Here is a 26,183-nt window from a genome sequence, read left to right as displayed (position 1 = left end):
TCAGTGTTGTTCCATAACGATACGCCAAGAAGGATGTTCATGAACCGTCACGTCATCTCGCTCGCCGCACTCGCGGCGGCGATCGCCGCGCATCCGGCCGCGGCGCAGCAGGCTGGTCCAGCGCCCGCCGCCGCACTCACTGCTGCGCAGGCCGACGCCTTTGTCGCTGCCACCGAGAAGGAGCTGGCCGAGAGCAGCGTCGAGATCGCGCAGATTTCCTGGGTCAACGCGACCTACATCACCGACGACACCGATGCGCTCGCCGCCAAGGCTGGTGGCCGCTTTACCGAGCGGCTGGTGCAGCTGGCCAACGAGGCGGCCAAGTACCGCACGGTGGCGGGCCTGTCGGCGGACACGCGGCGCAAGCTGGACCTGATGGTCGGCGGCATCACCCTGCCGGCGCCGACGCGCGCGGGTGCAGCAGAGGAACTGTCGACGCTCTTCACCAAGATGGGGTCGAGCTACGGCAAGGGCCGCGGCACGCTGAACGGCCAGCCGATCAACGGATCGGACATCGAGGCCGCGATGGGCGAGGAGCGCGATCCCGCCAAGCTGAAGGAGATGTGGGTCAGCTGGCACGACAATGTCGGCGCGCCGATGCGTGAGGACTATATCGCCGCGACCAAGCTGACCAACGAGGGTGCGGTCGGGCTCGGCTTCAAGGATGCCGGCGCGCTGTGGCGGTCGGGATACGACATGAAGCCCGACGAGTTTGCGGCGATGACCGACAAGTTGTGGGGCGAGGTGGAGCCGCTGTACCTCGCGCTGCACACCTATGTCCGCTGGAAGCTGAACGAGAAGTACGGCGATGCGGTGCAGCCCAGGACCGGCCCGATCCGCGCCGACCTGCTGGGCAATATGTGGGCGCAGGAGTGGGGCAACATCTATGATGTCGTCGCGCCGGCGGGTGCGGGCGACCTTGGCTATGACATCGGCGACCTGCTGAAGGCCAAGCAGTACGACCCGGTGAAGATGGTGAAGACGGGCGAGGGCTTCTATTCCTCGCTTGGCTTCGCGCCGTTGCCCGAGACGTTCTGGAAGCGATCGCAGATCGTGAAGCCGCGCGACCGCGAGGTGATCTGCCACGCGAGCGCCTGGGACGTCGACAATGTCGACGATCTGCGCATCAAGATGTGCACCAAGGTGAATTCGGACGATTTCATCACCATCCACCACGAGCTGGGGCACAATTACTACCAGCGCGCGTACAATCAGCAGCCGTTCCTCTACAAGAACGGCGCCAACGACGGCTTCCACGAGGCGATCGGCGATTTCGTCGCGCTGTCGATCACGCCGGATTATCTGGTGAAGATCAACCTGCTCGATCCGGCCAAGGTGCCGGCGGCGGACAAGGACATCGGGCTGCTGCTGCGCCAGGCGATGGACAAGGTGGCGTTCCTGCCGTTCGGCCTGATGGTCGACAAATACCGCTGGCAGCTGTTCTCCGGCGAGATCCCGGCGGGGCAGATGCAGGCGGGCTGGGACAAGCTGCGGCTCCAATATCAGGGAATCGTGCCGCCGGTCGCGCGCGACGAGACGAAGTTCGACGCGGGCGCGAAATATCACGTTGCGGCGGGCGTGCCGTACACCCGCTATTTCCTGGCGCGCATCCTGCAGTTCCAGTTCTACGAGGCGGCGTGCAAGCAGGCCGGCTGGAAGGGGCCACTGCATCGCTGCTCGTTCTTCGGCAACAAGGACGTAGGTGCGAAGCTGGACGCCATGCTGAAGATGGGCCAGTCGAAGCCGTGGCCCGACGCGTTGCAGGCATTCACCGGCACCCGCCAGATGTCGGGCAAGGCGATGGTCAATTACTTCGCGCCGCTGAAGGCGTGGCTGGACCAGCAGAACAAGGGCAAGCCGACCGGCTGGTAAGCGGGCCGACGACCAACGGACCGGCTGCGCGCAATTCGCGGCCGGTCCGGGGTTGGATCACGAAAAGGGGCGTGCGTGGCAGCGGCCGCGCGCGCCCTTTTTTCGCTTATTCGGGGATGACGTTCTCGTCCGCGATTCCGGCTTTCATCGACGCGCTGGCATCCGTGCCGTCGGGCATGTGTGCCTTGTCGGACGGCTTGGTCGCGGCTTCCGCATGCTTTGCCGGCGCCTTGGTCGGTTTGTCGGCGGCGGGTTCGGGCTTGTCGGCGTCCTTCGGCGTCGAGCCGCGTAGCGAGAGCAGGGCGGCGGTCGCAGCGGCACCGACCGCGGCGAGCCCGCCGGCGATCGCTGCCTTGTTCTTCCACACGGGCGTCTTTTCAGGCTCGGCCGCCTTGGTGGTCTTCGGCTTGGTCGGGCGCTTGGGCGCGGGGGTCGCGCGCTTGGTCGAGCGCGGCTTGGGCGGAGCGGATGCCTTCTTGGTGGGAGCGGCGGCCGCGGTTTCGCCCGCCGATTTTGCCGGCTTGCGGCGCGACTTGGCAGCAGGCTTGTCGGCCGACGAAGCCGCGGTCGACTTGGCTGCCGTCGTCTTGCGCGGCGCACGGCGTGCGGGCGGCTTGGGTGCGGCGCTGGTGGCGGGCGGTGTCTCGTCGTTGTCGGCCATGATCTGCTCCCCTTTTTCCTGTGAATGGGAGCCGTAACGCAGCGACGCGGCGAATCGTTTCCTCGCCGCAACGTGGTCCGCCCGCCGTCCGATCAGCGGAACGGCGGCTCGTTGAAGGCGCGCAGCTTGCGGCTGTGCAGCTTCTGCCCCTCGCGACGCAGCTCCTCGCAGGTTTCGATGCCGATGCGCATGTGTTCGGAAATGGCGCGCTCGTAGAAGCGGTTCGCCTGGCCGGGCAGCTTCAGTTCGCCATGGAGCGGCTTGTCCGATACGCACAGCAAGGTGCCGTAGGGGACGCGGAAGCGGAAGCCCTGTGCAGCGATGGTTGCCGATTCCATGTCGATGCCGACCGCGCGGCTGAGCGAGAAGCGCAAGGCCGAGCGGCTGTAGCGCAGCTCCCAATTGCGATCGTCGGTGGTGACGATCGTGCCGGTGCGCAGCCGCCGCTTCAACACTTCGCCAGACTGCCCCGAAACCGTCTCGGCCGCACGCGCCAGCGCCTGCTGCACCTCGGCGATCGCGGGTACCGGGATCTCGGGCGGGAGCATGTCGTCGAGCACATGGTCGTCGCGCAGATAAGCGTGCGCGAGGACATAGTCGCCGATCCGCTGCGACGGGCGCAGGCCGCCGCAATGGCCGATCATCATCCACGCGTCCGGACGGGTGACCGCCAGGTGATCGGTGATCGTCTTCGCATTGGACGGGCCGACGCCGATGTTGACCAGGGTGATGCCGGAACGATCGGGCGCGATCAGGTGATAGGCCGGCATCTGGAGCCGCCGCCAGGCGGTGTCGTCCAGCATGGCGGGATCGTCGCCGGGCTTGAACATCACCCCACCTGGCCCTGCAAGCGCGGTGAAGCGGCTGTCCTCACCCACCTGCGCCGCGCCCCAGCGGACGAATTCGTCGACATAGCGGTGGTAGTTGGTGAACAGCACGTAGCGCTGGACGTGCTCGGGCGCGGTGCCGGTATAGTGGCGCAGGCGCGCGAGGCTGAAGTCGGTGCGCAGCCCGTCGAACAGCGCCAGCGGGCGCGTGCCGTCGATTGAGGCCCACAGGCCGTCCGCGATCTCGTCACCGATATGCGCCAGCTCGGTTGCGGGGAAATGCCGCGCGAGTTCGGCGGCGGATACCTCGTCCAGGCTGAGCGCGTGACCGGCGTCGAGCACATAGGGGAAGGGGATTTCGGTCGCGCCGGGGACGGCGGAGACGCTGACGTCGTAATCCTCCATGAGGAGCGTTAGCTGTTCGACCAGATAATCGGCGAACAGCGCGGGCTTGGTGACCGAGATGCGATATTCGCCCGCAGTGACCAGCCGGCCATAGGAGCGCAGCGGGGCGGGGCGCTGATCGCCGCCGCGAAAGCTGAGCCGGATTTCCGGATAGGCAAAGGAGCCGTCGCGCCGTGCCTCGGCAGTCGGGGGCGTTCCTTCGGTCAGGTAGAGATCGAGCGCCGCCTGCAAGCGGGCGACAGCACCGGTATAAAGCCGGTCGAGTTCGGCAACGATGTCTTGTGCAGTCATCGGCGATGGTTACGCCGCGTCCGTGACGCTGGCAAGACGCCGCCCCGCGTGGCGCGGGGCGGCGTCGCTCGACCTCAATGCTTGGTCTTCGCCTTGGACGTGGTGGTGGTGCCGTCGCTCTTGCGGGTGGCCGCATAAGCTGCGCCGCCAACCGCCGCGATCGCGCCGGCGACGATGCCGGCGGCGGCATAGGGATGGTCCTTGGCCGCATCGACCGTTGCGGACGTCGCATTGCTCACGCGCGTCTGTGCGCCGCTGGCGGCGGAGCGCGCGCGATCGGTCAGGCTGGTGTTCTTCTGCGTGTTGCGCTGGGTGGCGGTGGCCATGACAAAACTCCTTGTGAACTGCCTATAGCCAACGCCCCCCGGCCGCGGAGGTTTCAGAGCGTGCCGAGCAGATGGTCCGCGGAGCTGACCTTGAACTCGCCCGGTGCCTCGACATTGAGCTGTTCCACGACGCCGTCGTTGACGATCATCGAATAGCGCTGGCTGCGCTTGCCCATGCCGAACTTCGACCCGTCCATGGTGAGGCCGAGCGCCTCGGCGAAATCGCCGTTGCCGTCCGCCAGCATGGTGACGCTGCCCGCATCGGCGGACTTCGACCAGGCGCCGAGCACGAAGGGATCGTTGACGGAGGTGCAGGCGATTTCGTCGATGCCCTTCGCCTTCAGGTCGTCGCCCTTTTCGACGAAGCCGGGCAGGTGCTTGGCCGAGCAGGTCGGCGTGAAGGCGCCCGGGACGGCGAATAGCGCAACGCGGCGGCCGGCGAAATATTCCTGCGAATCGATCGCCTCGGGGCCGTTCTCGGTCGCCTTGACGAGGGTGGCCTGGGGCAGCTTGTCGCCGACGCTGATCGTCATTTCGGTCTGTCTCCTGCTGCGCGCGTAAATGCGGGCAGGCTTTAGTTGCGCTCGCCGCCGGCGTTTTCAAGCGTGACGATCGGCAATCGCTCTGACTAAGGTAAGGCCATGGAGACAGCGACCTTCTTGACCGGCCAGTTCCTGTTGGCGATGCCGGGGATCGGCGATCCGCGGTTCGACCAGGCGGTGATCGCGGTTTGCGCGCACGACGAAAACGGCGCGATCGGCATCGGCATCGGCGCGCAGGTGGCGGGCCTGGGGCTGCACGACGTGCTGGAGCAGGTGAAGATCGACACGGGCGCGGTGGACGATGCACCGATCCACTTCGGCGGTCCGGTGGAGACGCGGCGCGGGTTCGTTCTCCATTCGTCCGACTGGAGCGGGCAGGACACGATCGACGTGGCGGGCAAATGGTGTCTTTCGGGCACGCTGGACGCGCTGCGCGCGATTGCGGAGGGCAAGGGGCCGTCGCAATGGCTGGTGGCGCTGGGCTATGCCGGATGGAGCGCTGGGCAACTCGACGCGGAGATGACGCGGCACGGCTGGCTGAACGTCAGCGACGATGCTGGCATGCTGTTCGACACGGCCACGGCGGATCGCTGGACGCGCGGCTTCAACGCGGCGGGGATCGACCCGCGACTGCTGGGGATCGAGAGCGGGCGCGCCTGAGCGGCGGAACCTGAGAGAGCAGGTGCCGTTCGATCAGCGGGCGCAGGCGAACGGGGGCAGGGCGTAATGCTGGAATCACTGGCGGTAAGTGTTGCGGGCGCGGTGACGCGGGTCATCGAGCTGACCGGCATTGCCGTGATCGCAATGGGCGCGTTCGGGACGCTTGGCCTGTTCACATGGCGGTTCGCGCGCGGGCAGGACCGCGACAAGGCGGTGGCGGACCTGCGCTCCAGCCTCGGCCGTGCGATCCTGCTCGGGCTGGAACTGCTGGTGGCGGCGGACATCATCAACACGGTGGCGGTGGAGCCGACGCTGCAGAGCATCGCGGTGCTGGCCGGCATTGTCGCGATCCGCACGTTCCTGAGCTTCAGCCTGGAGGCGGAGATCGACGGGCGCTGGCCGTGGCAGCGCGCGCGGCAGGAGCGCGAGGCGGCCGAAAGCGGCGGTGCTGGGGATGCGCATCGGACGACGCGCGACATATAAAGATATCTTTATATTTGTCTTCGGGGCGACGGCTCGCTATGTGCCCGCGCATGCCGGCCGGTGATCCGTGCCTTGGCCGGCGTCACAAATTCCTGGAGACCCGTTGTGGCCACCGCTCTCGATCGCCCCACCAAAGATTACGTCATCAAGGACATCGGCCTGGCCGATTTCGGTCGCGCCGAGATCAACATCGCCGAAACCGAGATGCCCGGCCTGATGGCGCTGCGCGACGAATATGGCGCGTCGCAGCCGCTGAAGGGCGCGCGCATCACCGGATCGCTGCACATGACGATCCAAACCGCGGTGCTGATCGAGACGCTGACCGCGCTGGGCGCCGACGTGCGCTGGGCGACGTGCAACATCTTCTCGACGCAGGACCATGCCGCCGCCGCGATCGCCGCGGCCGGCGTGCCCGTCTTCGCGGTGAAGGGCGAGAGCCTGGCCGATTACTGGGATTATGTCGGCTCGATCTTCGACTGGGATGACGGCAACGGCCAGACCGCGAACATCATCCTGGACGACGGCGGCGATGCCACCATGTTCGCGCTGTGGGGCGCGAAGCTCGAGGCCGGCCAGTCGTTCGGCGAGCCCGAGAATGCCGAGGAAGTCGAGTTCCAGCGCGCACTAAAGGCGTTCATCGCCAAGAAGCCGGGCTATCTGACCGAGACGGTGAAGAACCTGAAGGGCGTCAGCGAAGAGACCACGACGGGCGTTCACCGCCTGTACGAGATCGCCAAGAAGGGCGAGCTGCCGTTCCCGGCGATCAACGTCAACGACTCGGTGACCAAGTCGAAGTTCGACAACCTCTACGGTTGCAAGGAGTCGCTCGTCGACGCGATCCGCCGCGCGACCGACGTGATGCTGGCCGGCAAGGTCGCCTGCGTCGCGGGCTTCGGTGACGTCGGCAAGGGTTCGGCCCAGTCGCTGCGCAACGGCGGCGCGCGCGTGCTGGTGACCGAGATCGACCCGATCTGCGCATTGCAGGCGGCGATGGAAGGTTTCGAGGTCGTGACGATGGACGAGGCGGTGAAGCGCGCCGACATCTTCTGCACCGCGACCGGCAACGCCGACGTGATCACCGCCGATCACATGAAGGCGATGAAGCCCATGTCGATCGTGTGCAACATCGGCCACTTCGACAGCGAGATCCAGATCGCGGCGCTCGACAATTACGACTGGACCGAAGTGAAGCCGGGCACCGACCTGGTGAAGTTCCCCGACGGCAAGCAGATCATCATCCTCGCCAAGGGGCGGCTGGTGAACCTGGGCTGCGCGACCGGCCACCCGTCGTTCGTCATGTCCGCGTCGTTCACCAACCAGACGCTGGCGCAGATCGAGCTGTGGACCAAGGGCGAGAACTACAAGAACGAAGTGTACGTCCTGCCCAAGCACCTCGACGAAAAGGTCGCGGCGCTGCACCTCGAGAAGCTGGGCGTGCAGCTGTCCAAGCTGACGCCGAAGCAGGCGGGCTACATCGGCGTGCCGGTCGAGGGGCCGTTCAAGCCGGATCACTACCGCTACTGATCGACGCTCGTTGATTGGTTGAAGGAGGGGCGGGCCGCGAGGCTCGCCCCTTTCTTGTTTGGAGCCGACAGTCGCGAAATCCTCTGCCGGCATCCCGGACTTGAGATCCATGGTGCCGCGAACGCTGTCATTGGAGAAACGCGCGGCAGCGCCTGCGGACACTTGGATCCCGGCGCAAAGCCGGGATGACGGGGGAATTGGGTGCGGCTTTACGTCTCCGTCACGCCGGGCTTGTCCCGGCATCCACCGTGCCGCGTATCGCCGGCTGGTGCATGTGCACGCGGGTGGACCCCGGCACAGGGCCGGGGTGACGTTGAGGTTTATCGCCGCCGTGGCGAGAGAATCAGCCGGCTGCCTGCTTCATCATGCGCTGACCCTCTGCCTCGACGATCGCGCCCTTCACCGCCGCGAGATAGCCCCCGACGTCGCCGGCGCTTGACGGCACCGCCTGGCGGAGCGTGATGAAGCCGTGGATGTTGCCCACTGCCTCGCGGTAGGTCACCGGCACGCCCGCCAGCACCAGCGCGGCGGCATAGGCGCGGCCCTGGTCGCGGATCGGATCGAGGCTGGCGGTGACGATCACTGCCGGCGGCAGGCCGACGAGATTGCCGACCATCGGCGACCCGCGAAAATGCGTAAAGTCCGCCTGATAATGTTCGGCGAACCAGATCATCGTCTCGCGGGTGAGCAGATAGCCATCGGCAAAGTCGTTGAAGGAAGGATATTCCTTGTTCATGTCGGCGGCCGGATACATCGGCGCCTGCACGATCACCGGCACGGCGGCGGGCTCGTCGCGCAGCGCCATGGCGGTGGTGATGGTCAGCGTGCCGCCGGCGCTGTCGCCCGAGAGGACGAGGCTGGTGGCAGTGCGCCCGAGCTCCGACGGATTGGAGGCGATCCAGCGCGCGGCGGCTTCGCAATCCTGCGGCGCGGCGGGCCATTTGGCCTCCGGCGCCAGGCGATAGTCGATCGAGACCACCGGCAGATCGAGCTGCCGCGACATTTCGGCGGTGAAGCTGGCGTGCGTGTCGATATTGCCGATCACGAAGCCGCCGCCGTGGAAGAATACCACCACCGGGCCGGGCTCGCGGCGTTCGCGCACATCGAACAGACGCGCGGGGATGTCGCCGGCGGGACCGGGGATGGTGAGATCCTTGACCGTTCCGAGGTCGCCGACCGGCGGATCGGCCACATCCTTCATCGCCACATACATCTGGCGCGCGGCCTCCGCGGTGCCTTCGTGCGTCTTGGGGCCGGGGTTGGCATTGAGGAAATCGAGAAAGCCGCGCACGTCGGGGCGCACGAACGGGCCATCCTTGGGCGATGCGGCATCACCCTGCTCGTCGCGGATCAGCGTATCGGTCATTGCACTCTCCTCAGGTCTGCTTTTGCTACCTATCTTGGCGCAGATGATCGCAGTCGTCCATCACCCCGATTATGTCGCGGAGGCGCCGCGCCCGAGCACATACCGCTGGGGGAAGAACGGCGCGATCCGCGACCTGCTGCTGGAAGAAGGCGACGCAGTGGCGTGGCACCAGCCCGCCGCGGCGCCGCGTGCCTGGATCGAGGCGGCGCATGATCCTGCTTATGTGGCCGAAGTGCTGGGGGCGAGCGTGCCACGCGAGAAGGAGCGGCGGATCGGGTTTCCGGTGACGGAGACGGTGGCGCGGCGGGCCCAGATGGTGCCCGGCGGCACCTATGCGGCGGCAAGGATTGCGCTGGACCAAGGCTTTGCTGCCAATACGGCGGGCGGTAGCCATCATGCGCTGGCGGAGACGGGCGCGGGTTATTGCGTGTTCAACGATCTTGCCGTTGCGGCGCTGCAGCTCGCGCAGGAGGGACGGCGGGTGCTGATCGTCGATGTGGATGTGCACCAGGGTGATGGCACGGCGGCGCTGACGGCCGGGCATCCGGATATCGCGACCTATTCGATCCATGCCGACAAGAACTTTCCGGCGCGAAAGGCTCGCTCGACGCTGGACGTCGCCCTCCCGGACGCGACGGATGATCTGGGGTACCTTGAGGCGCTGGAAACGACGCTGCCGCCGTTGTTCGATCAATTCGCACCCGATCTGGTGCTGTATCAGGGCGGGGTGGATCCGTTTGCGGGCGATCGCCTCGGGCGGCTGTCGCTGACCGACGATGGTCTCTCGGCGCGGGACAAGTTCGTGGGTGGACTGGCACTTGCGCGCGGCGTGCCGTTGGCGAGCACCGTTGGGGGTGGCTATGGCGACGATGTATTGGCGATCGCTCGGCGGCATGTGGCGGTGATCCTGCGGCTGGGCCGCCTCTATCGCGCGGGCTGGGGAGCCGGAACCGGGATGGCGCCCGCCGCGTAGTGGCGCGATGACAAGCATTGTCTGGTTTCGCCAGGATCTCCGCCTTCAGGACCAACCAGCAGTACGCGCCGCCGCGGAGGCGGGACCCGTTATTCCCGTCTATGTGCTTGATAACGAAGGCCCGGGTGAGTGGCGCATCGGGGGTGCGCAACAATGGTGGCTGCACCATAGCCTGACCGCGCTGGCAGCCGGGCTGAAGGATCTGGGCAGCAAGCTGATCCTGAAAAAGGGGCCTGCGGCGGACGTTCTGAAGGCGCTTGCGGCGGAAACGGGCGCCGAGGCGATCCACGCCATTCGCCATTACGAGCCGTGGTGGCGCGATGCGGAAGACGCGCTGGGCGACCTGCTGTGCCTTCATGACGGGAATCACCTGCGGCCGCCGGAAAGCGTCACGACGGGCGGTGGCGGGCAGTTCCGGATCTTTTCGGCCTTCTATCGGAAGCTGTCGGCCGACCTGCCGCCGGAGCATCCGAGCCCTGCGCCAGAAAAGCTCGAGGTGCCCACGCACTGGCCCGCGAACGACACGCTGGACGCGTGGAAGCTGCTGCCGACCAAGCCCGATTGGGCCGGAGGGTTCGATATCTGGTCGCCCGGGGAGGATGGGGCGCATGAGGCGCTGAAGACCTTTTCCGACGCGCTGCGCAACTACGCCGAGGGGCGCAACTTTCCCTCGATCGAAGGGACGTCGCGGCTGTCCCCGCATCTGCACCATGGCGAGATTTCACCGCGGCAGGTGTGGCATGGCTTGGCGGAGCGCGGGGACGGCGCCGCTTCCTTTCGCCGCGAGCTGGCGTGGCGCGATTTCACCTCCGGGCTGATCCTGGCGCTGCCGAAATATGCGAACGAGAATGGCCGGCCGCAGTTTGACAAGCTGGAATGGCGGCGATCGCCGGCGAACCTCAAGGCGTGGCAGGAGGGCCGCACGGGCTATCCGATCGTCGATGCCGGCATGCGCCAGCTGTGGGCGACGGGGTGGATGCACAACCGGGTGCGGATGATCACCGCGAGCTTTCTGGTGAAGCATCTGCTGATCGACTGGCGCGCGGGCGAGCGGTGGTTCTGGGATACGCTGGTGGACGCCGATTACGGCAACAACAGCGTCAATTGGCAGTGGATCGCGGGCACCGGCACCGACGCCAACATGTTCGGTCGGATCATGGCGCCGCTGACGCAATCAGAGAAGTTCGACGCGAGTGATTACATCCGCGAATGGGTGCCCGAACTGCGTGGCCTCGACGACGAGGCGATCCACGATCCCGAGCAAGCGGGATGCCGGCCGGACGATTACCCGCGCAAGATCATCGGGCATCGCGAGGCGCGCGAACGGGCGCTGGCGGCGGGGCGGAAGATACGCTGACCTCTTCCGCCGCCGCCCGGACCGGTGCATGAGCGCGCGATGCACGGAAAGGTCGGACGGTTGCGGTCACCAAGCCGCTGGGCACGGGGCGTCGCGCCGCTTTTTCACAAGATACTCGACCGGATCGATGCCGGGCTGGCGCAGGGCGCGATCGAGGCGGTGCTGCCGGATGGCACGCGGCGGCTGCTCGGCGGCACCGGACCGGGGCCGATCGCGCAGGTGACGGTGGTACGCTGGCGTGCGCTGCGCCGGCTTGTAACCGGGGGTTCGATCGGCTGGTACGAGGCATGGGCGGACGGCGACTGGACCAGCCCCGATCTGGTGCCGATCTTCGACCTGTTCATGCGCAACCGCGCGACGCTGGGCAATGTGGCGCGGGCCAAGCGCGGCGCACGCGTCGCGGCGCGGGTGGTGCATGGGTTGCGCCACAACGACCGGCGCAACGCGCGGCGCAACATTGCGGCGCATTACGACCTGGGCAACGATTTCTACGGCGAATGGCTCGACCCGACGCTGACCTATTCCAGCGCGCTGTTCGCCGATGGTGATACGCTGGAGGCGGGGCAGCATCACAAGCTGAACGCGATCCTCGATCGGCTGGACGTGCCGGCCGGCGGCACGATGCTGGAGATCGGCTGCGGATGGGGATCTTTGGCCGAGGCGGCCGGCCGGCGCGGCATCAAGGTGCGCGCGATCACGTTGGCGGCCGAGCAGCAGCGCCACGTCGCCGAGCGGACGCGTGGGTTGCCCGTGGCCGCGTCGCTGACCGATTATCGCGACGTGCGCGGCACCTATGACGGCATCGCCTCGATCGAGATGGTGGAGGCGGTCGGCGAGCAATATTGGGCTGATTACCTGGCGGCGATCGCACGGGCGCTGAAGCCGGGCGGGCGCGCGGCGATCCAGTACATCACCATCGCCGAAGACGTTTGGCCGGCCTATTCGAGCAACGTCGACTTCATCCAGGCATGCGTGTTTCCCGGTGGCATGCTGATCCACGAGCCACGCTTTCGGGCGCTTGCCGAGGCGAACGGGCTCAGGTGGCAGGACCGCCATGCGTTCGGGGCCGATTACGCCGAGACGCTGCGGCAATGGCGCGTGCGGTTCGATGCGGCGGTCGCGCAGGGGCGGCTGCCGGCGCGGTTCGATCGCCGCTTCATTGACTTGTGGCGTTTCTACCTGATGTATTGCGAAGGCGGATTTCGTGGCGGCGGCATCGATGTCGTGCAGATCACGTTGCAGAAGGAGGGGGCATGAAGCGGTTCGGCGTGGGTGCGGCATTGGCCGCCATGTTGCTTGGCGGATGTGGCATGCGCGAGCAGACCGCCGCCGCGCCGACCGGCAATGGAACGATGCCGGTGGCGGCGAGCACCACGCCGGTCACTGCCGGGGTGCCGATCACCGATGGTAACCGCGCCGGCCTGCAACAGGCGGGCGCCGCCGTGCTGTTCTGGACACAGGCGCAGCGCGACCAGAATTTCCCAAACATGGAAAAGGTGTTTCCGGTTCATGTGGTGAAGGCCGGCGGCAAGGTGCGGCCGCTGCCCGATGGCGCGCCGCTGCCCGTGCCTGCCGCGGAGATCGACGCCTATATCGCCGCGCAGAACGTCGCCGGGCTGATCGTGGTGCAGGACGGCAAGGTGCGGCTGGAGCGTTATGCGCGCGGTCTGACGCGCGAGGGGCGGTGGACCAGCTTCTCGGTCGCCAAATCCTTTACCTCCACGCTGGTCGGCGCGGCAATCAAGGACGGGTACATCGGATCGGTCGAGGAGCCGGTGACCAAGTACATCCCGGAGCTGGCCGGCAGCGGCTATGACGGGGTGACGATCGCGCAGCTGCTGACGATGACGTCGGGCGTGAAGTGGAACGAGGATTATACCGACCCACAATCCGACGTGGCGCGCATGCTGTCTGTGCCGGTGCCGCCGGGGGCGAATCCGACCGTCGCCTATATGCGCACCCTGAAGCGCGAGGCCGAACCCGGCACCAAATGGGTGTACAAGACCGGCGAGACCAACCTGATCGGCGTGCTGGTGGCGAATGCGGTGAAGAAGCCGCTGGCCAATTACCTGAGCGAGACGGTGTGGCGGCGCTACGGCATGGAGCGCGACGCTTATTGGATGGTGGATGCGAGCGGCCAGGAGGTGGCCGGATGCTGTCTCTCGGTAGGACTGCGCGACTATGCCCGCATGGGGCAGCTGGCGCTGGAGGGCGGCGCCGGGATCGTCCCGGCCGGCTGGTTTGCCGAGGCGACCAAGGCGCAGGCCGGGATCGGCAATCCCGGCTACGGCTATGGCTATCAATGGTGGACCTATCCCGAAGGCCGGTTCGGCGGGCAGGGAATCTTCGGGCAGAGCATCACGGTTGATCCGGCGAGCCGGACGGTGATTGCAATCGTGTCGGCCTGGCCGAAGGCGACGGGGCGGGAGTATTCGGCGGCGCGGCAGGCGTTCTTGGCGAAGCTGTTTGCCGCCGCGGCGCAGAAGTAGCTTGTTGAGGTGGGCGGTCTGAGTGGGCCCGCGTGCCCGTTGGCAGGATCTGTCGCCTAGGTGGAGGCGAAACCTCCATGCGACGCCTCCAGTCATGCCGGGCTTGTCCCGGCATCTACCGCGCCGCAGAACCTAAGCTCTTGAGCTTTTGGAACGGTGGATCCCGGCACAAGGCCGGGATGACGCAGCTTTCTCGGCTATGGATGAACCTTGCCCACTTGCGCCTGTCCAGCTCGGCTCGGACTTCGTCGAGGCGCTATTCAGCTGTTCGGATGCAAGGTGAGGGTAACGTGTCGCGCGGCCGGCTGGGGCATGACGCGGGCGCTTGCGATCAGCCCGGCGTCCGCTCCCATAGGCCGGTTTCGAAGCCATTCAGCACCAGATTGGTGATGTGGTCCGCCACCGTCTCGGGCGGCTTTACCGATGCGGGGTCTTCGCCGGGATAGGCGCGGGCGCGCATCTTGGTGCGGGTGGCGCCGGGATCGACGATGGCGGTGCGTACGCGGCTGATCTCCGCGACCTCGTCGCCGTAAGCGCCGAGCATCGTTTCGAAGGCGGCCTTGGACGCGCCATAAGCACCCCAATAGGCGCGCGGCTTGCGACCAACGGAGGAGGTGATGCCGATCACCTTGCCCGCATCGGACTGGCGCAGCATGGGATCGAACGCCTGGATCAGCGCGACCTGTGCAGAGACGTTGAGCGTCAGGACGGCGGCAAGCTCCTTGGCGTCGATCGACGGGACGGCGGCGAGCGTGCCGAGCATGCCGGCGTTCAGCACCATGACGTCGAGCGCCTGCCAGCGCTCCGAGACCGCGGCGGCGAGGCGGGCGATCGCATCCTTTTCGGTGAGGTCGAGCGGCGCGATCGTCGCCGAGCCACCGGCGTCGAAGATCGCCTGCTCGACCTCTTCCAACGCCTTGGCGGTGCGGGCGGTGAGCACGACATGCGCGCCCTGCGCGGCGAGCGCGGTGGCGGTTGCGGCACCGATCCCGCGGCTCGCGCCGGTTACCAGGGCGAGTTTGTTTGCAAGCGGCTTGGTCATCCGAAATCCCAGGGAGGTGTGCGGCCGGCGGGCCGGTGGCGGCGCGCCACCCGATTGCGGGTGACGCGCCGAATCACTCAGGCGACGCGCTCTTCCAGCATCGCGAACTGATCGACCGAGCCGGTATCGTCATGGTCGGTCAGCGTGGTGGGGTAGTCGCCGGTGAAGCAGGCGTCGCAATAGCCGGGGCGGAATTGCGCGCGGCCCTGCTGACCCAATGCCTTGTACAGACCGTCGATCGTGACAAAGGCGAGGCTGTCGGCGTGGATGAAATCGGTCATCGCGCCGAGATCATGAGTGGCGGCGAGCAGCTTCGCGCGCTCCGGCGTGTCGACGCCGTAGAAGCAGCTGTGCTTCGTCGGCGGGCTAGCGATGCGCATGTGCACCTCGGCCGCGCCGGCCTCGCGCATCATCTGCACGATCTTCAGGCTGGTGGTGCCGCGGACGATCGAATCGTCGATCAGCACGACGCGCTTGCCCTGGATCAGCGCGCGATTGGCATTGTGCTTCAGCTTGACGCCGAGGTGGCGGACCTTGTCGCCGGGCTGGATGAAGGTGCGGCCGACATAATGCGAGCGGATGATGCCAAGCTCGAACGGGATGCCGCTTTCCTGTGCATAACCGATCGCGGCAGGCACGCCCGAATCGGGTACGGGAATGACCAGATCTGCCTCGACCGGCGCCTCCAGCGCGAGTTGCTGGCCAATCGCCTTGCGCACCGAATAGACCGACTGATCGTCGACGATCGAATCGGGACGCGAAAAATAGACCCATTCGAAGATGCACGGGCGCGGGGCGACTGGCCCGAAGGGGCGGATCGAGCGCATCTCCGTGCCCTGCACGATGACCAGCTCGCCCGGCTCCACGGTTCGGACGAACTCCGCGCCGACCACGTCAAGCGCGACCGTCTCACTGGCGAAGATGATCGTCTCGCCCAGCTTGCCCATCACGAGCGGGCGGATGCCGAGGGGATCGCGACAGGCGATCATGCCCTCCGGCGTCATCACGATCAGCGCATAAGCGCCCTCGACCTGGCGCAACGCATCGATGAAGCGATCGAGCAGGGTGCGATAGTTGGAGGTCGCGACGAGGTGGATGATCGTCTCGGTGTCGCTGGTCGACTGGAAGATCGAGCCGCGGCGGATGAGCTCGCGGCGCAGCTTCATCGCGTTGGAGATGTTGCCGTTATGCGCAACGGCGAAGCCGCCGCTCGCCAGCTCGGCGTACAGCGGCTGCACGTTGCGCAGTGCCGTTTCGCCAGTGGTGGAATAGCGCACGTGGCCGCAGGCGACCGGCCCCGGCAGCGCGCCGATCACGGCCTCGCTGTCGAAATTGCCGGCGACATGGCCCATCGCCTTGCGGGTGTGGAAATCGTGGCCATCGAACGAGGTGATGCCGGCGGCCTCCTGGCCGCGGTGCTGCAGGGCGTGCAGCCCCAGAGCCACAAGCGCGGCAGCGCCCTCGGAGCCGGAAACTCCAAAGATGCCGCACTCCTCGTGCAGATGGTCGTCGTCGAAAGGATTGGTGGTCAGCATAGCGGTGGGGGCTCGCATGGTGCGCCGCCCATATAGCGCGTGTCGCCGATTTGTCATGGGGGCGGAGCGATTTGCAGCGCTCGGCCGTTGCTTTCGGGCGAGAGGAGACGGGCGATGGCCAAGGATCACGGCGCGCAGATCAAGGACGACACGCTCTACGAAGAGCTGCGCAAGAAGGGCGAATCGAAGGAAAAGGCGGCGCGAATCGCCAATGCCAGGGCGAACGGATCGCTCGACCATCGCAGCGATCGACTAGAGGATCGCACCAAGGACGAACTGTACGAGGAAGCGCAGGAGATCGGCATCGAGGGCCGATCCAAGATGAACAAGGCCGAGCTGGTGGGTGCGATCCGCAGTCACCAGTGAGGCTGCGGCGAACGATGGTGTGGAGGGTAGCGATTCGCGCGGCGGCCGATAAGAGCAATGCATGAACGACGCGCGCGACCAGGGCCTTGTCCTCGACCCGAAATATGATGCTGCCGGGCTGGTGACGGCGGTGGTCACCGACGCGAACACGGGCGAGTTGCTGATGGTCGCCCACATGAATGCCGAGGCGCTGGCGGCGACGCGGGAGAGCGGCAAGGCGACCTTCTGGTCGCGCAGTCGCGGGGCGCTGTGGGTGAAGGGCGAAACGTCGGGCCATGTTCTGACGGTGCGCGAAATGCGGATCGACTGCGACCAGGACGCCATCTGGATCATCGCCGACCCTGCGGGCCCGGCGTGCCACACGGGCGCGCGATCGTGCTTCTACCGGCGGATCGGCCCGGACGGGCTGGAGCGCGTCGATTGAGGCGAGCGGGCCGCGCAATCATTCTCGGCTTGCTGCTGGCGGCGTGTGGCCGCGCCGAGCGGGAAGCCTCGATACCTGACGACGGCGCAGGTCTGGCGCTGGAGAAGGCGGCGGTTGCAGCCGGCATCGTTGCCGATCCGCGGCACCTCGATCCGGTCGGCGCCTATGCCTCTGCAACCGATCGGGTGTGTATCGTCCGGCAGGACGGCGCACTACAGATTGGCGCGAGCATCGATTATGGCGACCGGCAAAGCTGCGTCGCGCGCGGCGCGGCGAGCGGGCGCGAGACGCTGAAGCTCGACTTCGGCGAGGCGTGCTCGTTCGAGGCGCGCTTCGACGGCGAGCGGATCGCTTTCCCCGCCACCTTGCCGAGCGGGTGCGACCGGCGGTGCACCGGCCGCGCGACGATGACGGCGCTGTCCGCCAGTCGGCTCAGCAGCGCGGATGCCGAGGCGCGGGCGATGCGCGGACCGGACGGAGAGCCGCTCTGCGGTTGACGTTCACGTAAGCGGAAGGTATATGGGCGTCATGTCGGTTGCTGGCGTCTTTGACTCGCTTCCGCCCCGCGCGGATCGGCCCCATTTTACCATCGGCGATCTCGCCGCCGAGTTCAGCGTCACACCGCGCGCGTTGCGTTTTTACGAGGACGAGGGGCTGATCGCGCCGGAGCGCCGCGGCACGGCGCGGATCTATTCGCATCGCGATCGGGCGCGGCTCGCCTGGATCCTGCGCGGCAAGCGCGTGGGCTTCAGCTTGGGCGAAATTCGCGAGATGATCGACCTCTACGATGTGGGTGACGGCCGCGATACGCAGCGCGCCGTGACCATCGCCCGTTGCCGGGCACGGATCGACGCGCTGACCGCACAAAAGCGAGACATCGACGCTGCGATCGCCGAGCTCGAGGAGTTCGTCACGCTGATCGATTATCCCGAGCACGCGTCTTCCGACCATCACTCTTCCGCAAACAAGGACTGATCCTTTATGCCGCAATATACCCCGCCCGTGCGCGACACCCGCTTCGTCCTGGAGCATGTGGTCGGCCTGTCACGCTACGCCAACGTGCCCGGCTTTGCCGCGGCGACGCCCGATACGGTGGATGCCGTGCTGGAAGAGGGCGGCCGCTTCGTTGCCGAGGTGCTGTTCCCGATCAACCAGTCGGGCGACCAGGAAGGCTGCACGCGTCACGCCGACGGTTCGGTAACGACGCCGGCGGGCTTCAAGGAAGCATACGAGCAGTTCGTCGAATCGGGCTGGGGCACGCTCTCCGCGCCGGAGGCATTCGGCGGACAAGGCATGCCGCATGTCGTTTCCACCGCGTTTCAGGAATATATGATTTCCGCCAACATGGCGTTCGCCATGTATCCCGGCCTGGCGCATGGCGCGATCGCAGCGCTGGTGGCGAAGGGTTCGCCCGAGCAGCAGGAAAAGTATCTGCCCAAGATGGTGTCGGGCGAATGGGGCGGCACCATGAATTTGACCGAGCCGCAGTGCGGCACGGACCTCGGCCTCATCCGCACCCGCGCCGAGCCGCAGGCGGATGGTTCGTACAAGATTACCGGCACCAAGATCTTCATCTCGGCCGGCGAGCATGACCTGACCGACAACATCATCCACCTCGTGCTGGCGAAGACGCCGGGGGCGCCGGACAGCTCGAAGGGCATCAGCCTGTTCGTGGTTCCCAAGGTCATGGTGAACGACGATGGCTCGCTCGGTGAGCGCAACGCGGTGTCGTGCGGTTCGATCGAGCACAAGATGGGCATCCACGGCAACGCGACCTGTGTGCTGAACTATGACGGTGCGACCGGTTGGCTGGTCGGCGAGGAGATGAAGGGCCTTGCCGCGATGTTCATCATGATGAACGCGGCGCGTCTTGGCGTCGGGCTGCAGGGGCTGGGCGTCGCGGAGACGGCGTACCAGAACGCGGTGCAATATGCCGAGGATCGCCGCCAGGGCCGTGCGCTGACCGGCGCGGCGGAGCCGGGCGAGAAGGCTGATACCCTTTTCGTCCATCCGGATGTGCGGCGCATGCTGATGAACGGCAAGGCGTGGCTGGAGGGCCTGCGCGCGCTTTGCCTGTGGGGCGCGCTGCAGGTCGATCTGGAGCATAATGCCGAGGACGATGCGGAGCGTCAGGAAGCGGCCGACCTGATCGGGCTGCTGACCCCGGTGATCAAGGGCGTCGGCACCGACAAGGGCTATGCGATCGCGACCGACGCGCAGCAGGTCTATGGCGGCCACGGCTACATTCAGGAATGGGGGATGGAGCAGTACGTTCGCGATGCGCGGATCGCGATGATCTACGAAGGCACCAATGGCGTGCAGGCGATGGACCTCGTCGGCCGCAAGCTGGCGATGAACGGTGGCCGCGCGATCCAGCTGTTCTTCAAGATCGTGGCGCAGGAATGCGCCGCGGCGAAGAGCGGCCCGGCCGCCGATTTCGCCACGCGTCTGGAAAAGGCGCTGAGCGAGCTGCAGGCTGCGACCATGTGGTTTATGGGGAACATTTCCAACCCGAACAACATCGGCGCGGGCGCGGTGCCGTACATGCACCTGCTGGGCGTGGTGTCGGTCGGTCTGATGTGGCTGCGCATGGCGGTGGCGGCTGCGGCGCTGAAGGATGCGGGTGAGGGCGATGCGGCGTTCCTCGACGCCAAGCTGGTGACGGCGCGCTTCTTCGCCGAGCGCGTGCTGCCCGAGGCCGGCGCCTATCGTCGACAGATCGAAGGTGGGGCCGAGGCGCTGATGGCACTGCCACCGGAGATGTTCCGCGCGGCCTGATCGGCGCTGTCATTCTAGCTTTCAAAGAAATGTGCCGGGCGGCGTTCGCGCTGCCCGGCATTTTCTTTGCACCAGCTGATTACTCGACGCCGGTGGCGTTGCCGGGCGCGGGCTCTGCGGCGGCATCGGCCTTGCGCCGCACGCCATCCAAATCGGCTGGGCCGCGCGTGTTCTCGCGCGGGGCAGGCATGGCGCGGATCGCGAGCCGCTTCATGCAGGGCGAGCGCTGCTTGAACTCGTCGCAATTCCACAAGGCGCGCTCAAGGTTGCTACCGCGATCGCGAATGTAGCTGAACGACATGGCGTTCAGCTGCTCGGGCGAGAGCGGCAGCGAGAAGGCCATCGCATCCGGCTCGGTCCACCCCATGAACTTGCAGCGCGAGCGATCGGCGCAGGAGGCAAGCGCCATGTTCTGGAAGCTGTCCGCCTGCGCGGGGTTGAGCGAGGTCAGGAAGGTGTTGCGGTCGCTGGCGAGCGGCGCGGGCGTGCGGCCGAAAAAGGGGACGGCGTCGGCCAGTTGCGTGTCTTCGCCCGGCATGCCGCCAACACCGCGATGATGCTCAGAGAGAGCGGCGAGTTGCGGCACGATGGCTTCATTGGGTGATTGGCTGCGGTTGAAGGCGGGCGCGGTGCCCCACCAGCCGGTCCAGCGGAAGAACAGATGGGTGTGAAGCTCGGCAATCTTGTCGAGGCTGGAGCTCCAATACGGCACCACCCAGTCGGTGTGGTAGTGCGTCGCCCAGCCGACCTGCTTGTACACCGAGCCGCGCAGCGCCTTGGTGGCGACATCGCGCGCGCGGGTCCAGGCGGCGGGGGAGGGCGTGCGGCGGAGCGCGCCGTCGCAGGTGAAGGTGAACTGGCAGCCGGTCGACCGCTCGGCGCCCTGGAACACGACGCCGCAGACCGTTTTCGGGAAGGCGGGATGACGCAGACGGTTCAGTACGACCTGAACGACGGCGCGTTCGCCCTCGGCATCGTCGCCCGCCTCGTAATAAGCGGCGGCAGCGAGGCAATCGGTGGCGCGGGCGAATGCCTCCGCATCGCCGACGAAGCGGAACGGGCGAGCGGGCGGCACCGGCCCTTTGACGAAGGGAACGGCGGCGTTGATGGCGCGCGCGTCTTCGGGCGCTACCTCGATATATTGCAGCGGCTCGACGGGTGGCGGCGCGGTCTTCCGAGCGGCCGGGCGTGCTTGCTCGATGCTGGGCGCGCCGATCTCTACCTCCGCAACGGGCACCAGATGGGTGACGAGGAGCGGCAGCGCGAGCGCGACAAGGGCGATCGCCGCGAGGATCAGGTGGAGCGGTCTGAGGTTCGGCACGGCGCGGCGCTTAGCCTAATTTGCCGAGGGGGCGAAGCGCGAGTCGCCGTCCCGTTCTCTCGCATCGGGACGACGATCTTGCAGGCGTGTAGGCGCCTTACGCTTCGGGTAGGAAGTCCGGCACCGACAGGTAGCGCTCACCGGTGTCGTAGTTGAAGCCGAGGACGCGCGCGCCATCGGGCAGGTCGGGCAGCTTCTGCAGGATGGCGGCGAGCGTTGCGCCAGACGAGATACCGACCAGCATGCCCTCTTCGCGGGCGGCGCGGCGTGCCATGTCCTTGGCGACGGCGGCATCAACCTCGATCACGCCATCGAGCGACTTTGTGTGGAGGTTTGCCGGGATGAAGCCGGCGCCGATGCCCTGGATCGGGTGCGGGCCGGGCTGGCCGCCGCTGATGACCGGCGAGGCGGCAGGCTCGACCGCATAGACCTTGAGGTTCGGCCATTCCTTTTTCAGCGTCTCGGCGACGCCGGTGATGTGGCCGCCGGTGCCGACGCCGGTGATGAGCACGTCGATCGGCGCATCGCGGAAGTCGTGGAGGATCTCCTGCGAGGTGGTGCGGACGTGAACGTCGATGTTGGCGGCATTTTCGAACTGCTGCGGCATCCAGGCGCCCGGCGTCGTGTCGACGAGCTCAAGCGCGCGTTCGATCGCACCCTTCATGCCCTTTTCACGCGGCGTGAGATCGAACGTCGCGCCATAGGCGAGCATCAGGCGGCGACGCTCCAGCGACATGCTTTCGGGCATGACGAGAACGAGTTTGTAGCCCTTCACCGCCGCGACCATGGCGAGGCCGATGCCGGTGTTGCCGCTGGTCGGCTCGATGATGGTGCCGCCGGGCTTGAGATCGCCCGAAGCTTCGGCGGCCTCGATCATCGCCAGCGCGATGCGGTCCTTGATCGAGCCGCCGGGGTTCGAGCGTTCGGACTTGATCCAGACTTCGGATCCGGGGAACAGCCGCTGCACGCGAATGTGCGGCGTGTTGCCGATCGTCTCGAGGATCGTGTTCGCCTTCATGGCTGCGCTACTCCGTGCTGGGTTTCAGGCGGCACCACCGACAAGGGTGCCTCTGGCGGGTCAAAGGTTTTGGCTTGCTTCAGTTCCGGAAACAATCGCGACCAAAGCAAGGTCACGGCGATCGCACCCACCCCGCCGACGACCACCGCGCCGACCGGGCCGAGAACGGAGGCGAGGAGGCCGCTCTCCGCTTCGCCCAGTTCATTGGACGCCGAGATGGTGAGCTGGCTGACGGCGCTGACGCGGCCGCGCATCTCGTCGGGGGTGTGGAGCTGGATCAACGAGCCGCGCACGTACATCGACACCATGTCGGCGCTGCCCGCGACGATCAGCGCGGCGAGGCTGAGGAAGAAGTTGGTCGAGATTCCGAAGGTGAGGATGCCGAGGCCGAAGACGACGACCGCGATCAGCATCTTGCGCCCGACATCGGTCTTCATCGGGCGGAACGACAAGAAAATGCCGGTCAGCGACGCGCCGATCCCCATGCCGGCGGCGAGTAGGCCAAGGCCGGTGGGGCCGACGTGCAGGATGTCGCGCGCGTAGATCGGCAGGAGCGCGGTCGCGCCGGCGAGCAGCACCGCGAAGAGATCCAGCGTGATCGCCGCCTGCACCAGCCGGTTGCGTTTCACATAGGCGAAGCCGTCGATGATCCGGGCGAGCGGGCGGCGGTCCTTTTGCGCGGGTGGCTGCGGCACGGGGCGGATCGTCAGCAGCAGGATCAGCGCCAAGGCAAACATCGCCGCCATGCCGGCGTAAGCGGTGATCGGCCCGATCGCGAACAGGAGCCCGCCGACGCTGGGGCCAGCGATGAAGCCGACCTGCATGGCGATCGAGCCGAGCGCGATGGCGGTGGGCAGGCTTTCGCGCGGCACCAGATTGGGCGCCAACGCGCCGTATGCCGGGCCGGCAAAGGCGCGCGCGATGCCAACGAGGACCGCGGCGCCGAACAGCACGGGCAGGCTGATCCAGCCTTCCCAAGTCGCAAAGCCGAGCAGCAGCACGTTGGCGGCGAGCAAGGTGGTGGTGCCGCGCACGATCCAGCGGCGATCGACCGAATCCGCGATCAGACCGACGATGGGGGTGAGCAGAAACAGCGGGACGAACTGCGCCAACCCGATCATGCCGAGCAGGAACGCCGCCTCGCGAATGTCCATCGTCTCACGCGCGATGCTGTACACCTGCCACCCGAGCACGATGGCGAGCGCCGATTGCGCGATCGTGCTGGCGAGGCGCGCCAGCCAATAGCTGCGGTAATTGGCGATGCGGAGCGGGTGAATGGCGACTGACATGTAGCTGACGGACTTAGGTTGCGCATCGTGGCGGCACAACGGGCAAAGCCCATGGCGTTGCGCGCTGCGCCCGTTGGGGCTTATAGGCCGCCTTCTCCCATTCCCCAGGCACCTGCGAGGTCCCACCCCGTGGCAAGAACATCCCGCGCGAAGAGCGCCGAACCCCCCGTACCCAACCGCGAGCGTCCCAACGAGCCGCAGCCTTATGACGCGTCCAAGGACGAGCTGCTGCAGTTCTACAAGGACATGCTCCTCATCCGCCGCTTCGAGGAAAAGGCCGGCCAGCTGTATGGCCTCGGCCTGATCGGCGGCTTTTGCCACCTCTACATCGGCCAGGAGGCCGTCGCGGTCGGCCTGCAATCCGCGCTGACCGAGAAGGATTCGGTCATCACCGGCTACCGCGACCATGGCCACATGCTGCTGTGCGGCATCCCGCCCAAGGACGTGATGGCGGAGCTGACCGGACGTCAGGCCGGCATCTCCAAGGGCAAGGGCGGCTCGATGCACATGTTCAGCGTGGAGCATAAGTTCTACGGCGGGCACGGCATCGTCGGCGCGCAGGTGTCGCTGGGCGCGGGCCTCGGCTTTGCGCACAAGTACAACAACGATGGCGGCGTGTGCCTTGCCTATTTCGGCGATGGCGCGGCGAACCAGGGCCAGGTGTACGAAAGCTTCAACATGGCGGAGCTGTGGAAGCTGCCCGTCATCTTCGTCATCGAGAACAATCAGTACGCCATGGGCACGAGCGTCAACCGCGCCTCCGCCGAGGACCAGCTGTATCGTCGCGGCGAGAGCTTCCGCATCCCCGGCATCCAGGTCGACGGCATGGACGTGCTCGCGGCACGCGGTGCGGCCGAGGAAGCGCTTGCCTGGGTACGCGGGGGCAAGGGGCCGATCATCCTCGAGATGAAGACCTATCGCTACCGCGGCCACTCGATGTCCGATCCCGCCAAGTATCGCAGCCGCGAGGAAGTGCAGGCGGTGCGCGACAAGTCCGACCCGATCGAGCATGTAAAGAAGCTGCTCGATGCCAAGGGCGTCAAAGAAGACGAGCTGAAGGCGATCGAGACCGAGATCCGCAAGGCGGTGAACGAGTCCGCGGATTTCGCCGAAAGCACCCCCGAACCCGATCCCAAGGAATTGTATACCGACGTGCTGGTGGAGAAGTATTGAGATGGCGATTGACATCAAGATGCCGGCACTGTCGCCCACGATGGAGGAGGGCACGCTCGCCAAGTGGCTCGTCAAGGAAGGCGACACGGTGAAGTCCGGCGACATCATGGCCGAGATCGAAACCGACAAGGCGACCATGGAGTTCGAGGCGGTCGACGAAGGCACCGTTGGCAAGATCCTGGTCGAAGAAGGCACCGACAATGTGAAAGTCGGCACCGTGATCATGCAGTTGCAGGGTGAGGGCGAGGAGGCCGGCAATGCCGACAAGGCGCCCGCCGAGACCAAGGAAGACGAACCCGAGGCAAAGACGAAGGCCGACACCAAGAAGGACGACAAGGTCGAGGATTCCGCCCATCCTGCCCAGGAAAAGGTGGAAACCGGCGCTCGCCAGATGTTCGAGGCGGCGAAGCACGACGCCGAGGTTGCCGATCCGGCGATCCCCGAAGGCACCGAGATGGTCAAGCTGACGCTGCGCGAAGCGCTGCGCGATGCGATGGCCGAGGAAATGCGCGCCGACGAGCGCGTGTTCGTGATGGGCGAGGAAGTCGCGCAGTACCAGGGCGCCTATAAGGTCACCCAGGGCCTGCTCGACGAGTTCGGCGACCGCCGCGTGATCGACACGCCGATCACCGAATATGGCTTTGCCGGCGTCGGCACGGGCGCGGCGATGGGCGGCCTGCGCCCGATCGTCGAGTTCATGACGTTCAACTTCGCCATGCAGGCGATCGACCATATCGTGAACTCGGCCGCCAAGACGAACTACATGTCCGGTGGCCAGATGCGCTGCCCGATCGTGTTCCGCGGCCCAAACGGCGCGGCGAGCCGCGTGGGCGCGCAGCACTCGCAGAACTACGGCCCGTGGTATGCCAGCGTGCCCGGCCTGATCGTGATCGCGCCCTATGATGCGGCGGACGCGAAGGGGCTGCTGAAGGCCGCGATCCGCACCGAGGATCCGGTCGTGTTCCTCGAGAACGAGCTGCTTTACGGCCGCTCTTTCGAGGTACCCAAGCTCGACGATTGGGTGCTGCCGATCGGCAAGGCGCGCGTCATGCGCGAGGGTAAGGACGTGACGATCGTCAGCTATTCGATCGGGGTCGGCCTGGCGCTAGAAGCCGCCGATAAGCTGGCCGAGGAAGGCATCGACGCGGAGGTGATCGACCTGCGCACGCTGCGCCCGCTCGACAAGGAAACGGTGCTCAAGAGCCTCGCCAAGACCAACCGCATGGTGGTGGCCGAGGAAGGTTGGCCAACCTGTTCGATCGCCAGCGAGATCGTGACGATCTGCATGGAAGAGGGCTTCGACGACCTGGACGCGCCGGTGATCCGCGTGTGCAACGAGGACGTGCCGCTGCCTTACGCGGCGAACCTCGAAAAGCTGGCGCTGATCTCGTCCGACAAGATCATCGCGGGCGTAAAGAAGGTGACGTACAAGAAGTGACCACCGGCATTGCTGCCCCGGCC

At 66.5% G+C, this 26,183-nt stretch carries 25 protein-coding genes; 15 read left to right on the top strand and 10 right to left on the bottom strand.

Annotated elements, in window-relative coordinates; all coding sequences use genetic code 11:
* Positions 1 to 39 precede the first annotated feature (39 nt).
* Positions 40 to 1,872 carry a M2 family metallopeptidase gene (locus tag SPDO_RS11575; protein WP_088367848.1) on the top strand — a complete coding sequence of 611 codons (1,833 nt, stop codon included), beginning with the start codon at positions 40 to 42 and terminating at the stop codon, positions 1,870 to 1,872.
* Between the two features lie 106 nt (positions 1,873 to 1,978).
* Here the strand turns inward: SPDO_RS11575 and SPDO_RS11570 are convergent, their stop codons facing one another.
* The 4 genes from SPDO_RS11570 to SPDO_RS11555 all read right to left on the bottom strand — a co-directional run bounded on the left by SPDO_RS11570 (position 1,979) and on the right by SPDO_RS11555 (position 4,915).
* A complete protein-coding gene (locus SPDO_RS11570; RefSeq protein WP_088367658.1) occupies positions 1,979 to 2,533 on the bottom strand; it encodes a hypothetical protein in 555 nt (184 codons plus the stop codon).
* A gap of 92 nt (positions 2,534 to 2,625) precedes the next feature.
* Entirely contained in the window at positions 2,626 to 4,056 is a 1,431-nt protein-coding gene (locus SPDO_RS11565; RefSeq protein ID WP_088367657.1) for an AMP nucleosidase, read from the bottom strand.
* 74 nt (positions 4,057 to 4,130) lie between these two features.
* Positions 4,131 to 4,382, bottom strand: a complete 252-nt coding sequence (locus SPDO_RS11560; protein ID WP_088367656.1) for a hypothetical protein — start codon at positions 4,380 to 4,382, stop codon at positions 4,131 to 4,133.
* A gap of 53 nt (positions 4,383 to 4,435) precedes the next feature.
* On the bottom strand, positions 4,436 to 4,915 hold the full coding sequence (locus SPDO_RS11555) for a peroxiredoxin (RefSeq protein WP_088367655.1): 480 nt from the start codon (positions 4,913 to 4,915) through the stop codon (positions 4,436 to 4,438).
* A gap of 108 nt (positions 4,916 to 5,023) precedes the next feature.
* Between SPDO_RS11555 and SPDO_RS11550 the strand changes: the two genes are divergently transcribed.
* From SPDO_RS11550 to ahcY, 3 genes are all read left to right on the top strand, one after another.
* Entirely contained in the window at positions 5,024 to 5,584 is a 561-nt protein-coding gene (locus tag SPDO_RS11550; protein ID WP_088367654.1) for a YqgE/AlgH family protein, read from the top strand.
* Between the two features lie 66 nt (positions 5,585 to 5,650).
* Positions 5,651 to 6,067: a DUF1622 domain-containing protein gene (locus SPDO_RS11545; RefSeq protein WP_088367653.1), complete on the top strand. Its 417-nt coding sequence runs from the start codon at positions 5,651 to 5,653 to the stop codon at positions 6,065 to 6,067.
* Between the two features lie 105 nt (positions 6,068 to 6,172).
* Positions 6,173 to 7,591 carry an adenosylhomocysteinase gene (gene ahcY, locus SPDO_RS11540; protein WP_088367652.1) on the top strand — a complete coding sequence of 473 codons (1,419 nt, stop codon included), beginning with the start codon at positions 6,173 to 6,175 and terminating at the stop codon, positions 7,589 to 7,591.
* Positions 7,592 to 7,934: 343 nt separating this feature from the next.
* On the opposite strand, the gene SPDO_RS11535 is transcribed toward ahcY, so the two are convergent.
* Complete coding sequence (locus SPDO_RS11535) at positions 7,935 to 8,957, bottom strand: alpha/beta hydrolase (RefSeq protein WP_088367651.1); 1,023 nt, start codon at positions 8,955 to 8,957, stop codon at positions 7,935 to 7,937.
* Positions 8,958 to 9,000: 43 nt separating this feature from the next.
* On the opposite strand from SPDO_RS11535, the gene SPDO_RS11530 reads away from it, so the two are divergent.
* The 4 genes from SPDO_RS11530 to SPDO_RS11515 are packed head-to-tail and all read left to right on the top strand — an operon-like array spanning position 9,001 to position 13,776.
* Positions 9,001 to 9,930, top strand: coding sequence for a histone deacetylase family protein (locus SPDO_RS11530; RefSeq protein WP_088367847.1), 930 nt, complete (start codon positions 9,001 to 9,003; stop codon positions 9,928 to 9,930).
* 7 nt (positions 9,931 to 9,937) lie between these two features.
* Entirely contained in the window at positions 9,938 to 11,287 is a 1,350-nt protein-coding gene (locus SPDO_RS11525) for a cryptochrome/photolyase family protein (RefSeq protein WP_088367650.1), read from the top strand.
* Between the two features lie 39 nt (positions 11,288 to 11,326).
* Complete coding sequence (locus tag SPDO_RS11520; RefSeq protein WP_088367649.1) at positions 11,327 to 12,544, top strand: SAM-dependent methyltransferase; 1,218 nt, start codon at positions 11,327 to 11,329, stop codon at positions 12,542 to 12,544.
* Positions 12,541 to 13,776, top strand: a complete 1,236-nt coding sequence (locus SPDO_RS11515; RefSeq protein WP_088367648.1) for a serine hydrolase domain-containing protein — start codon at positions 12,541 to 12,543, stop codon at positions 13,774 to 13,776. Before SPDO_RS11520 ends, SPDO_RS11515 begins: the two co-directional genes overlap by 4 nt.
* A gap of 331 nt (positions 13,777 to 14,107) precedes the next feature.
* On the opposite strand, the gene SPDO_RS11510 is transcribed toward SPDO_RS11515, so the two are convergent.
* Together SPDO_RS11510 and purF are read right to left on the bottom strand one after the other, a co-directional pair.
* Positions 14,108 to 14,818: an SDR family NAD(P)-dependent oxidoreductase gene (locus tag SPDO_RS11510; protein WP_088367647.1), complete on the bottom strand. Its 711-nt coding sequence runs from the start codon at positions 14,816 to 14,818 to the stop codon at positions 14,108 to 14,110.
* A 77-nt stretch (positions 14,819 to 14,895) separates the two neighbouring features.
* Complete coding sequence (gene purF, locus SPDO_RS11505) at positions 14,896 to 16,353, bottom strand: amidophosphoribosyltransferase (protein WP_088367646.1); 1,458 nt, start codon at positions 16,351 to 16,353, stop codon at positions 14,896 to 14,898.
* A gap of 114 nt (positions 16,354 to 16,467) precedes the next feature.
* Between purF and SPDO_RS11500 the strand changes: the two genes are divergently transcribed.
* The 5 genes from SPDO_RS11500 to SPDO_RS11480 all read left to right on the top strand — a co-directional run bounded on the left by SPDO_RS11500 (position 16,468) and on the right by SPDO_RS11480 (position 19,921).
* Positions 16,468 to 16,719: a DUF7218 family protein gene (locus SPDO_RS11500; protein WP_088367645.1), complete on the top strand. Its 252-nt coding sequence runs from the start codon at positions 16,468 to 16,470 to the stop codon at positions 16,717 to 16,719.
* 61 nt (positions 16,720 to 16,780) lie between these two features.
* Entirely contained in the window at positions 16,781 to 17,143 is a 363-nt protein-coding gene (hisI, locus tag SPDO_RS11495; protein ID WP_088367644.1) for a phosphoribosyl-AMP cyclohydrolase, read from the top strand.
* A complete protein-coding gene (locus SPDO_RS11490) occupies positions 17,140 to 17,640 on the top strand; it encodes a hypothetical protein (RefSeq protein WP_143559647.1) in 501 nt (166 codons plus the stop codon). The genes hisI and SPDO_RS11490 overlap by 4 nt, the downstream gene beginning before the upstream one ends.
* A 31-nt stretch (positions 17,641 to 17,671) precedes the next feature.
* Complete coding sequence (locus SPDO_RS11485) at positions 17,672 to 18,118, top strand: MerR family transcriptional regulator (RefSeq protein ID WP_088367846.1); 447 nt, start codon at positions 17,672 to 17,674, stop codon at positions 18,116 to 18,118.
* Between the two features lie 6 nt (positions 18,119 to 18,124).
* A complete protein-coding gene (locus SPDO_RS11480; RefSeq protein WP_088367642.1) occupies positions 18,125 to 19,921 on the top strand; it encodes an acyl-CoA dehydrogenase C-terminal domain-containing protein in 1,797 nt (598 codons plus the stop codon).
* Positions 19,922 to 20,000: 79 nt separating this feature from the next.
* Here SPDO_RS11480 and SPDO_RS11475 read toward each other — a convergent pair whose 3' ends face one another.
* From SPDO_RS11475 to SPDO_RS11465, 3 genes are all read right to left on the bottom strand, one after another.
* Complete coding sequence (locus tag SPDO_RS11475; RefSeq protein ID WP_088367641.1) at positions 20,001 to 21,242, bottom strand: cell wall hydrolase; 1,242 nt, start codon at positions 21,240 to 21,242, stop codon at positions 20,001 to 20,003.
* Between the two features lie 97 nt (positions 21,243 to 21,339).
* Positions 21,340 to 22,260, bottom strand: a complete 921-nt coding sequence (gene cysK, locus SPDO_RS11470) for a cysteine synthase A (RefSeq protein ID WP_088367640.1) — start codon at positions 22,258 to 22,260, stop codon at positions 21,340 to 21,342.
* The gene (locus SPDO_RS11465; protein ID WP_088367639.1) at positions 22,257 to 23,549 is read right to left on the bottom strand and encodes an MFS transporter; all 1,293 of its coding nucleotides are present in this window, start codon (positions 23,547 to 23,549) and stop codon (positions 22,257 to 22,259) included. The genes cysK and SPDO_RS11465 overlap by 4 nt, the downstream gene beginning before the upstream one ends.
* A gap of 99 nt (positions 23,550 to 23,648) precedes the next feature.
* Between SPDO_RS11465 and pdhA the strand changes: the two genes are divergently transcribed.
* Both pdhA and SPDO_RS11455 read left to right on the top strand, forming a co-directional pair.
* Positions 23,649 to 24,722, top strand: coding sequence for a pyruvate dehydrogenase (acetyl-transferring) E1 component subunit alpha (pdhA, locus tag SPDO_RS11460; protein WP_425441956.1), 1,074 nt, complete (start codon positions 23,649 to 23,651; stop codon positions 24,720 to 24,722).
* Between the two features lies 1 nt (position 24,723).
* Complete coding sequence (locus SPDO_RS11455; RefSeq protein WP_088367637.1) at positions 24,724 to 26,160, top strand: pyruvate dehydrogenase complex E1 component subunit beta; 1,437 nt, start codon at positions 24,724 to 24,726, stop codon at positions 26,158 to 26,160.
* Positions 26,161 to 26,183: the final 23 nt, after the last annotated feature.

It is taken from the genome of Sphingomonas dokdonensis, assembly GCF_002197685.1.
In the GTDB taxonomy this organism is placed as follows: domain Bacteria; phylum Pseudomonadota; class Alphaproteobacteria; order Sphingomonadales; family Sphingomonadaceae; genus Sphingomonas; species Sphingomonas dokdonensis.
Note: the sequence above shows the minus strand (reverse complement) of the source record. Positions and strands in the feature narration are given on the sequence as shown.

Coding starts and splice junctions, on each gene's coding strand:
- purF (WP_088367646.1), bottom strand. CDS start 16,353: ATGCTGACCACCAATCCTTTCGACGACGACCATCTGCACGAGGAGTGC.
- hisI (WP_088367644.1), top strand. CDS start 16,781: ATGAACGACGCGCGCGACCAGGGCCTTGTCCTCGACCCGAAATATGAT.
- cysK (WP_088367640.1), bottom strand. CDS start 22,260: ATGAAGGCGAACACGATCCTCGAGACGATCGGCAACACGCCGCACATT.
- SPDO_RS11510 (WP_088367647.1), bottom strand. CDS start 14,818: ATGACCAAGCCGCTTGCAAACAAACTCGCCCTGGTAACCGGCGCGAGC.
- SPDO_RS11560 (WP_088367656.1), bottom strand. CDS start 4,382: ATGGCCACCGCCACCCAGCGCAACACGCAGAAGAACACCAGCCTGACC.
- SPDO_RS11500 (WP_088367645.1), top strand. CDS start 16,468: ATGGCCAAGGATCACGGCGCGCAGATCAAGGACGACACGCTCTACGAA.
- SPDO_RS11535 (WP_088367651.1), bottom strand. CDS start 8,957: ATGACCGATACGCTGATCCGCGACGAGCAGGGTGATGCCGCATCGCCC.
- SPDO_RS11485 (WP_088367846.1), top strand. CDS start 17,672: ATGTCGGTTGCTGGCGTCTTTGACTCGCTTCCGCCCCGCGCGGATCGG.
- SPDO_RS11565 (WP_088367657.1), bottom strand. CDS start 4,056: ATGACTGCACAAGACATCGTTGCCGAACTCGACCGGCTTTATACCGGT.
- SPDO_RS11465 (WP_088367639.1), bottom strand. CDS start 23,549: ATGTCAGTCGCCATTCACCCGCTCCGCATCGCCAATTACCGCAGCTAT.
- SPDO_RS11550 (WP_088367654.1), top strand. CDS start 5,024: ATGGAGACAGCGACCTTCTTGACCGGCCAGTTCCTGTTGGCGATGCCG.
- SPDO_RS11455 (WP_088367637.1), top strand. CDS start 24,724: ATGGCGATTGACATCAAGATGCCGGCACTGTCGCCCACGATGGAGGAG.
- SPDO_RS11515 (WP_088367648.1), top strand. CDS start 12,541: ATGAAGCGGTTCGGCGTGGGTGCGGCATTGGCCGCCATGTTGCTTGGC.
- SPDO_RS11525 (WP_088367650.1), top strand. CDS start 9,938: ATGACAAGCATTGTCTGGTTTCGCCAGGATCTCCGCCTTCAGGACCAA.
- SPDO_RS11575 (WP_088367848.1), top strand. CDS start 40: ATGAACCGTCACGTCATCTCGCTCGCCGCACTCGCGGCGGCGATCGCC.
- SPDO_RS11480 (WP_088367642.1), top strand. CDS start 18,125: ATGCCGCAATATACCCCGCCCGTGCGCGACACCCGCTTCGTCCTGGAG.
- SPDO_RS11545 (WP_088367653.1), top strand. CDS start 5,651: ATGCTGGAATCACTGGCGGTAAGTGTTGCGGGCGCGGTGACGCGGGTC.
- SPDO_RS11530 (WP_088367847.1), top strand. CDS start 9,001: ATGATCGCAGTCGTCCATCACCCCGATTATGTCGCGGAGGCGCCGCGC.
- SPDO_RS11555 (WP_088367655.1), bottom strand. CDS start 4,915: ATGACGATCAGCGTCGGCGACAAGCTGCCCCAGGCCACCCTCGTCAAG.
- SPDO_RS11520 (WP_088367649.1), top strand. CDS start 11,327: ATGCACGGAAAGGTCGGACGGTTGCGGTCACCAAGCCGCTGGGCACGG.
- SPDO_RS11570 (WP_088367658.1), bottom strand. CDS start 2,533: ATGGCCGACAACGACGAGACACCGCCCGCCACCAGCGCCGCACCCAAG.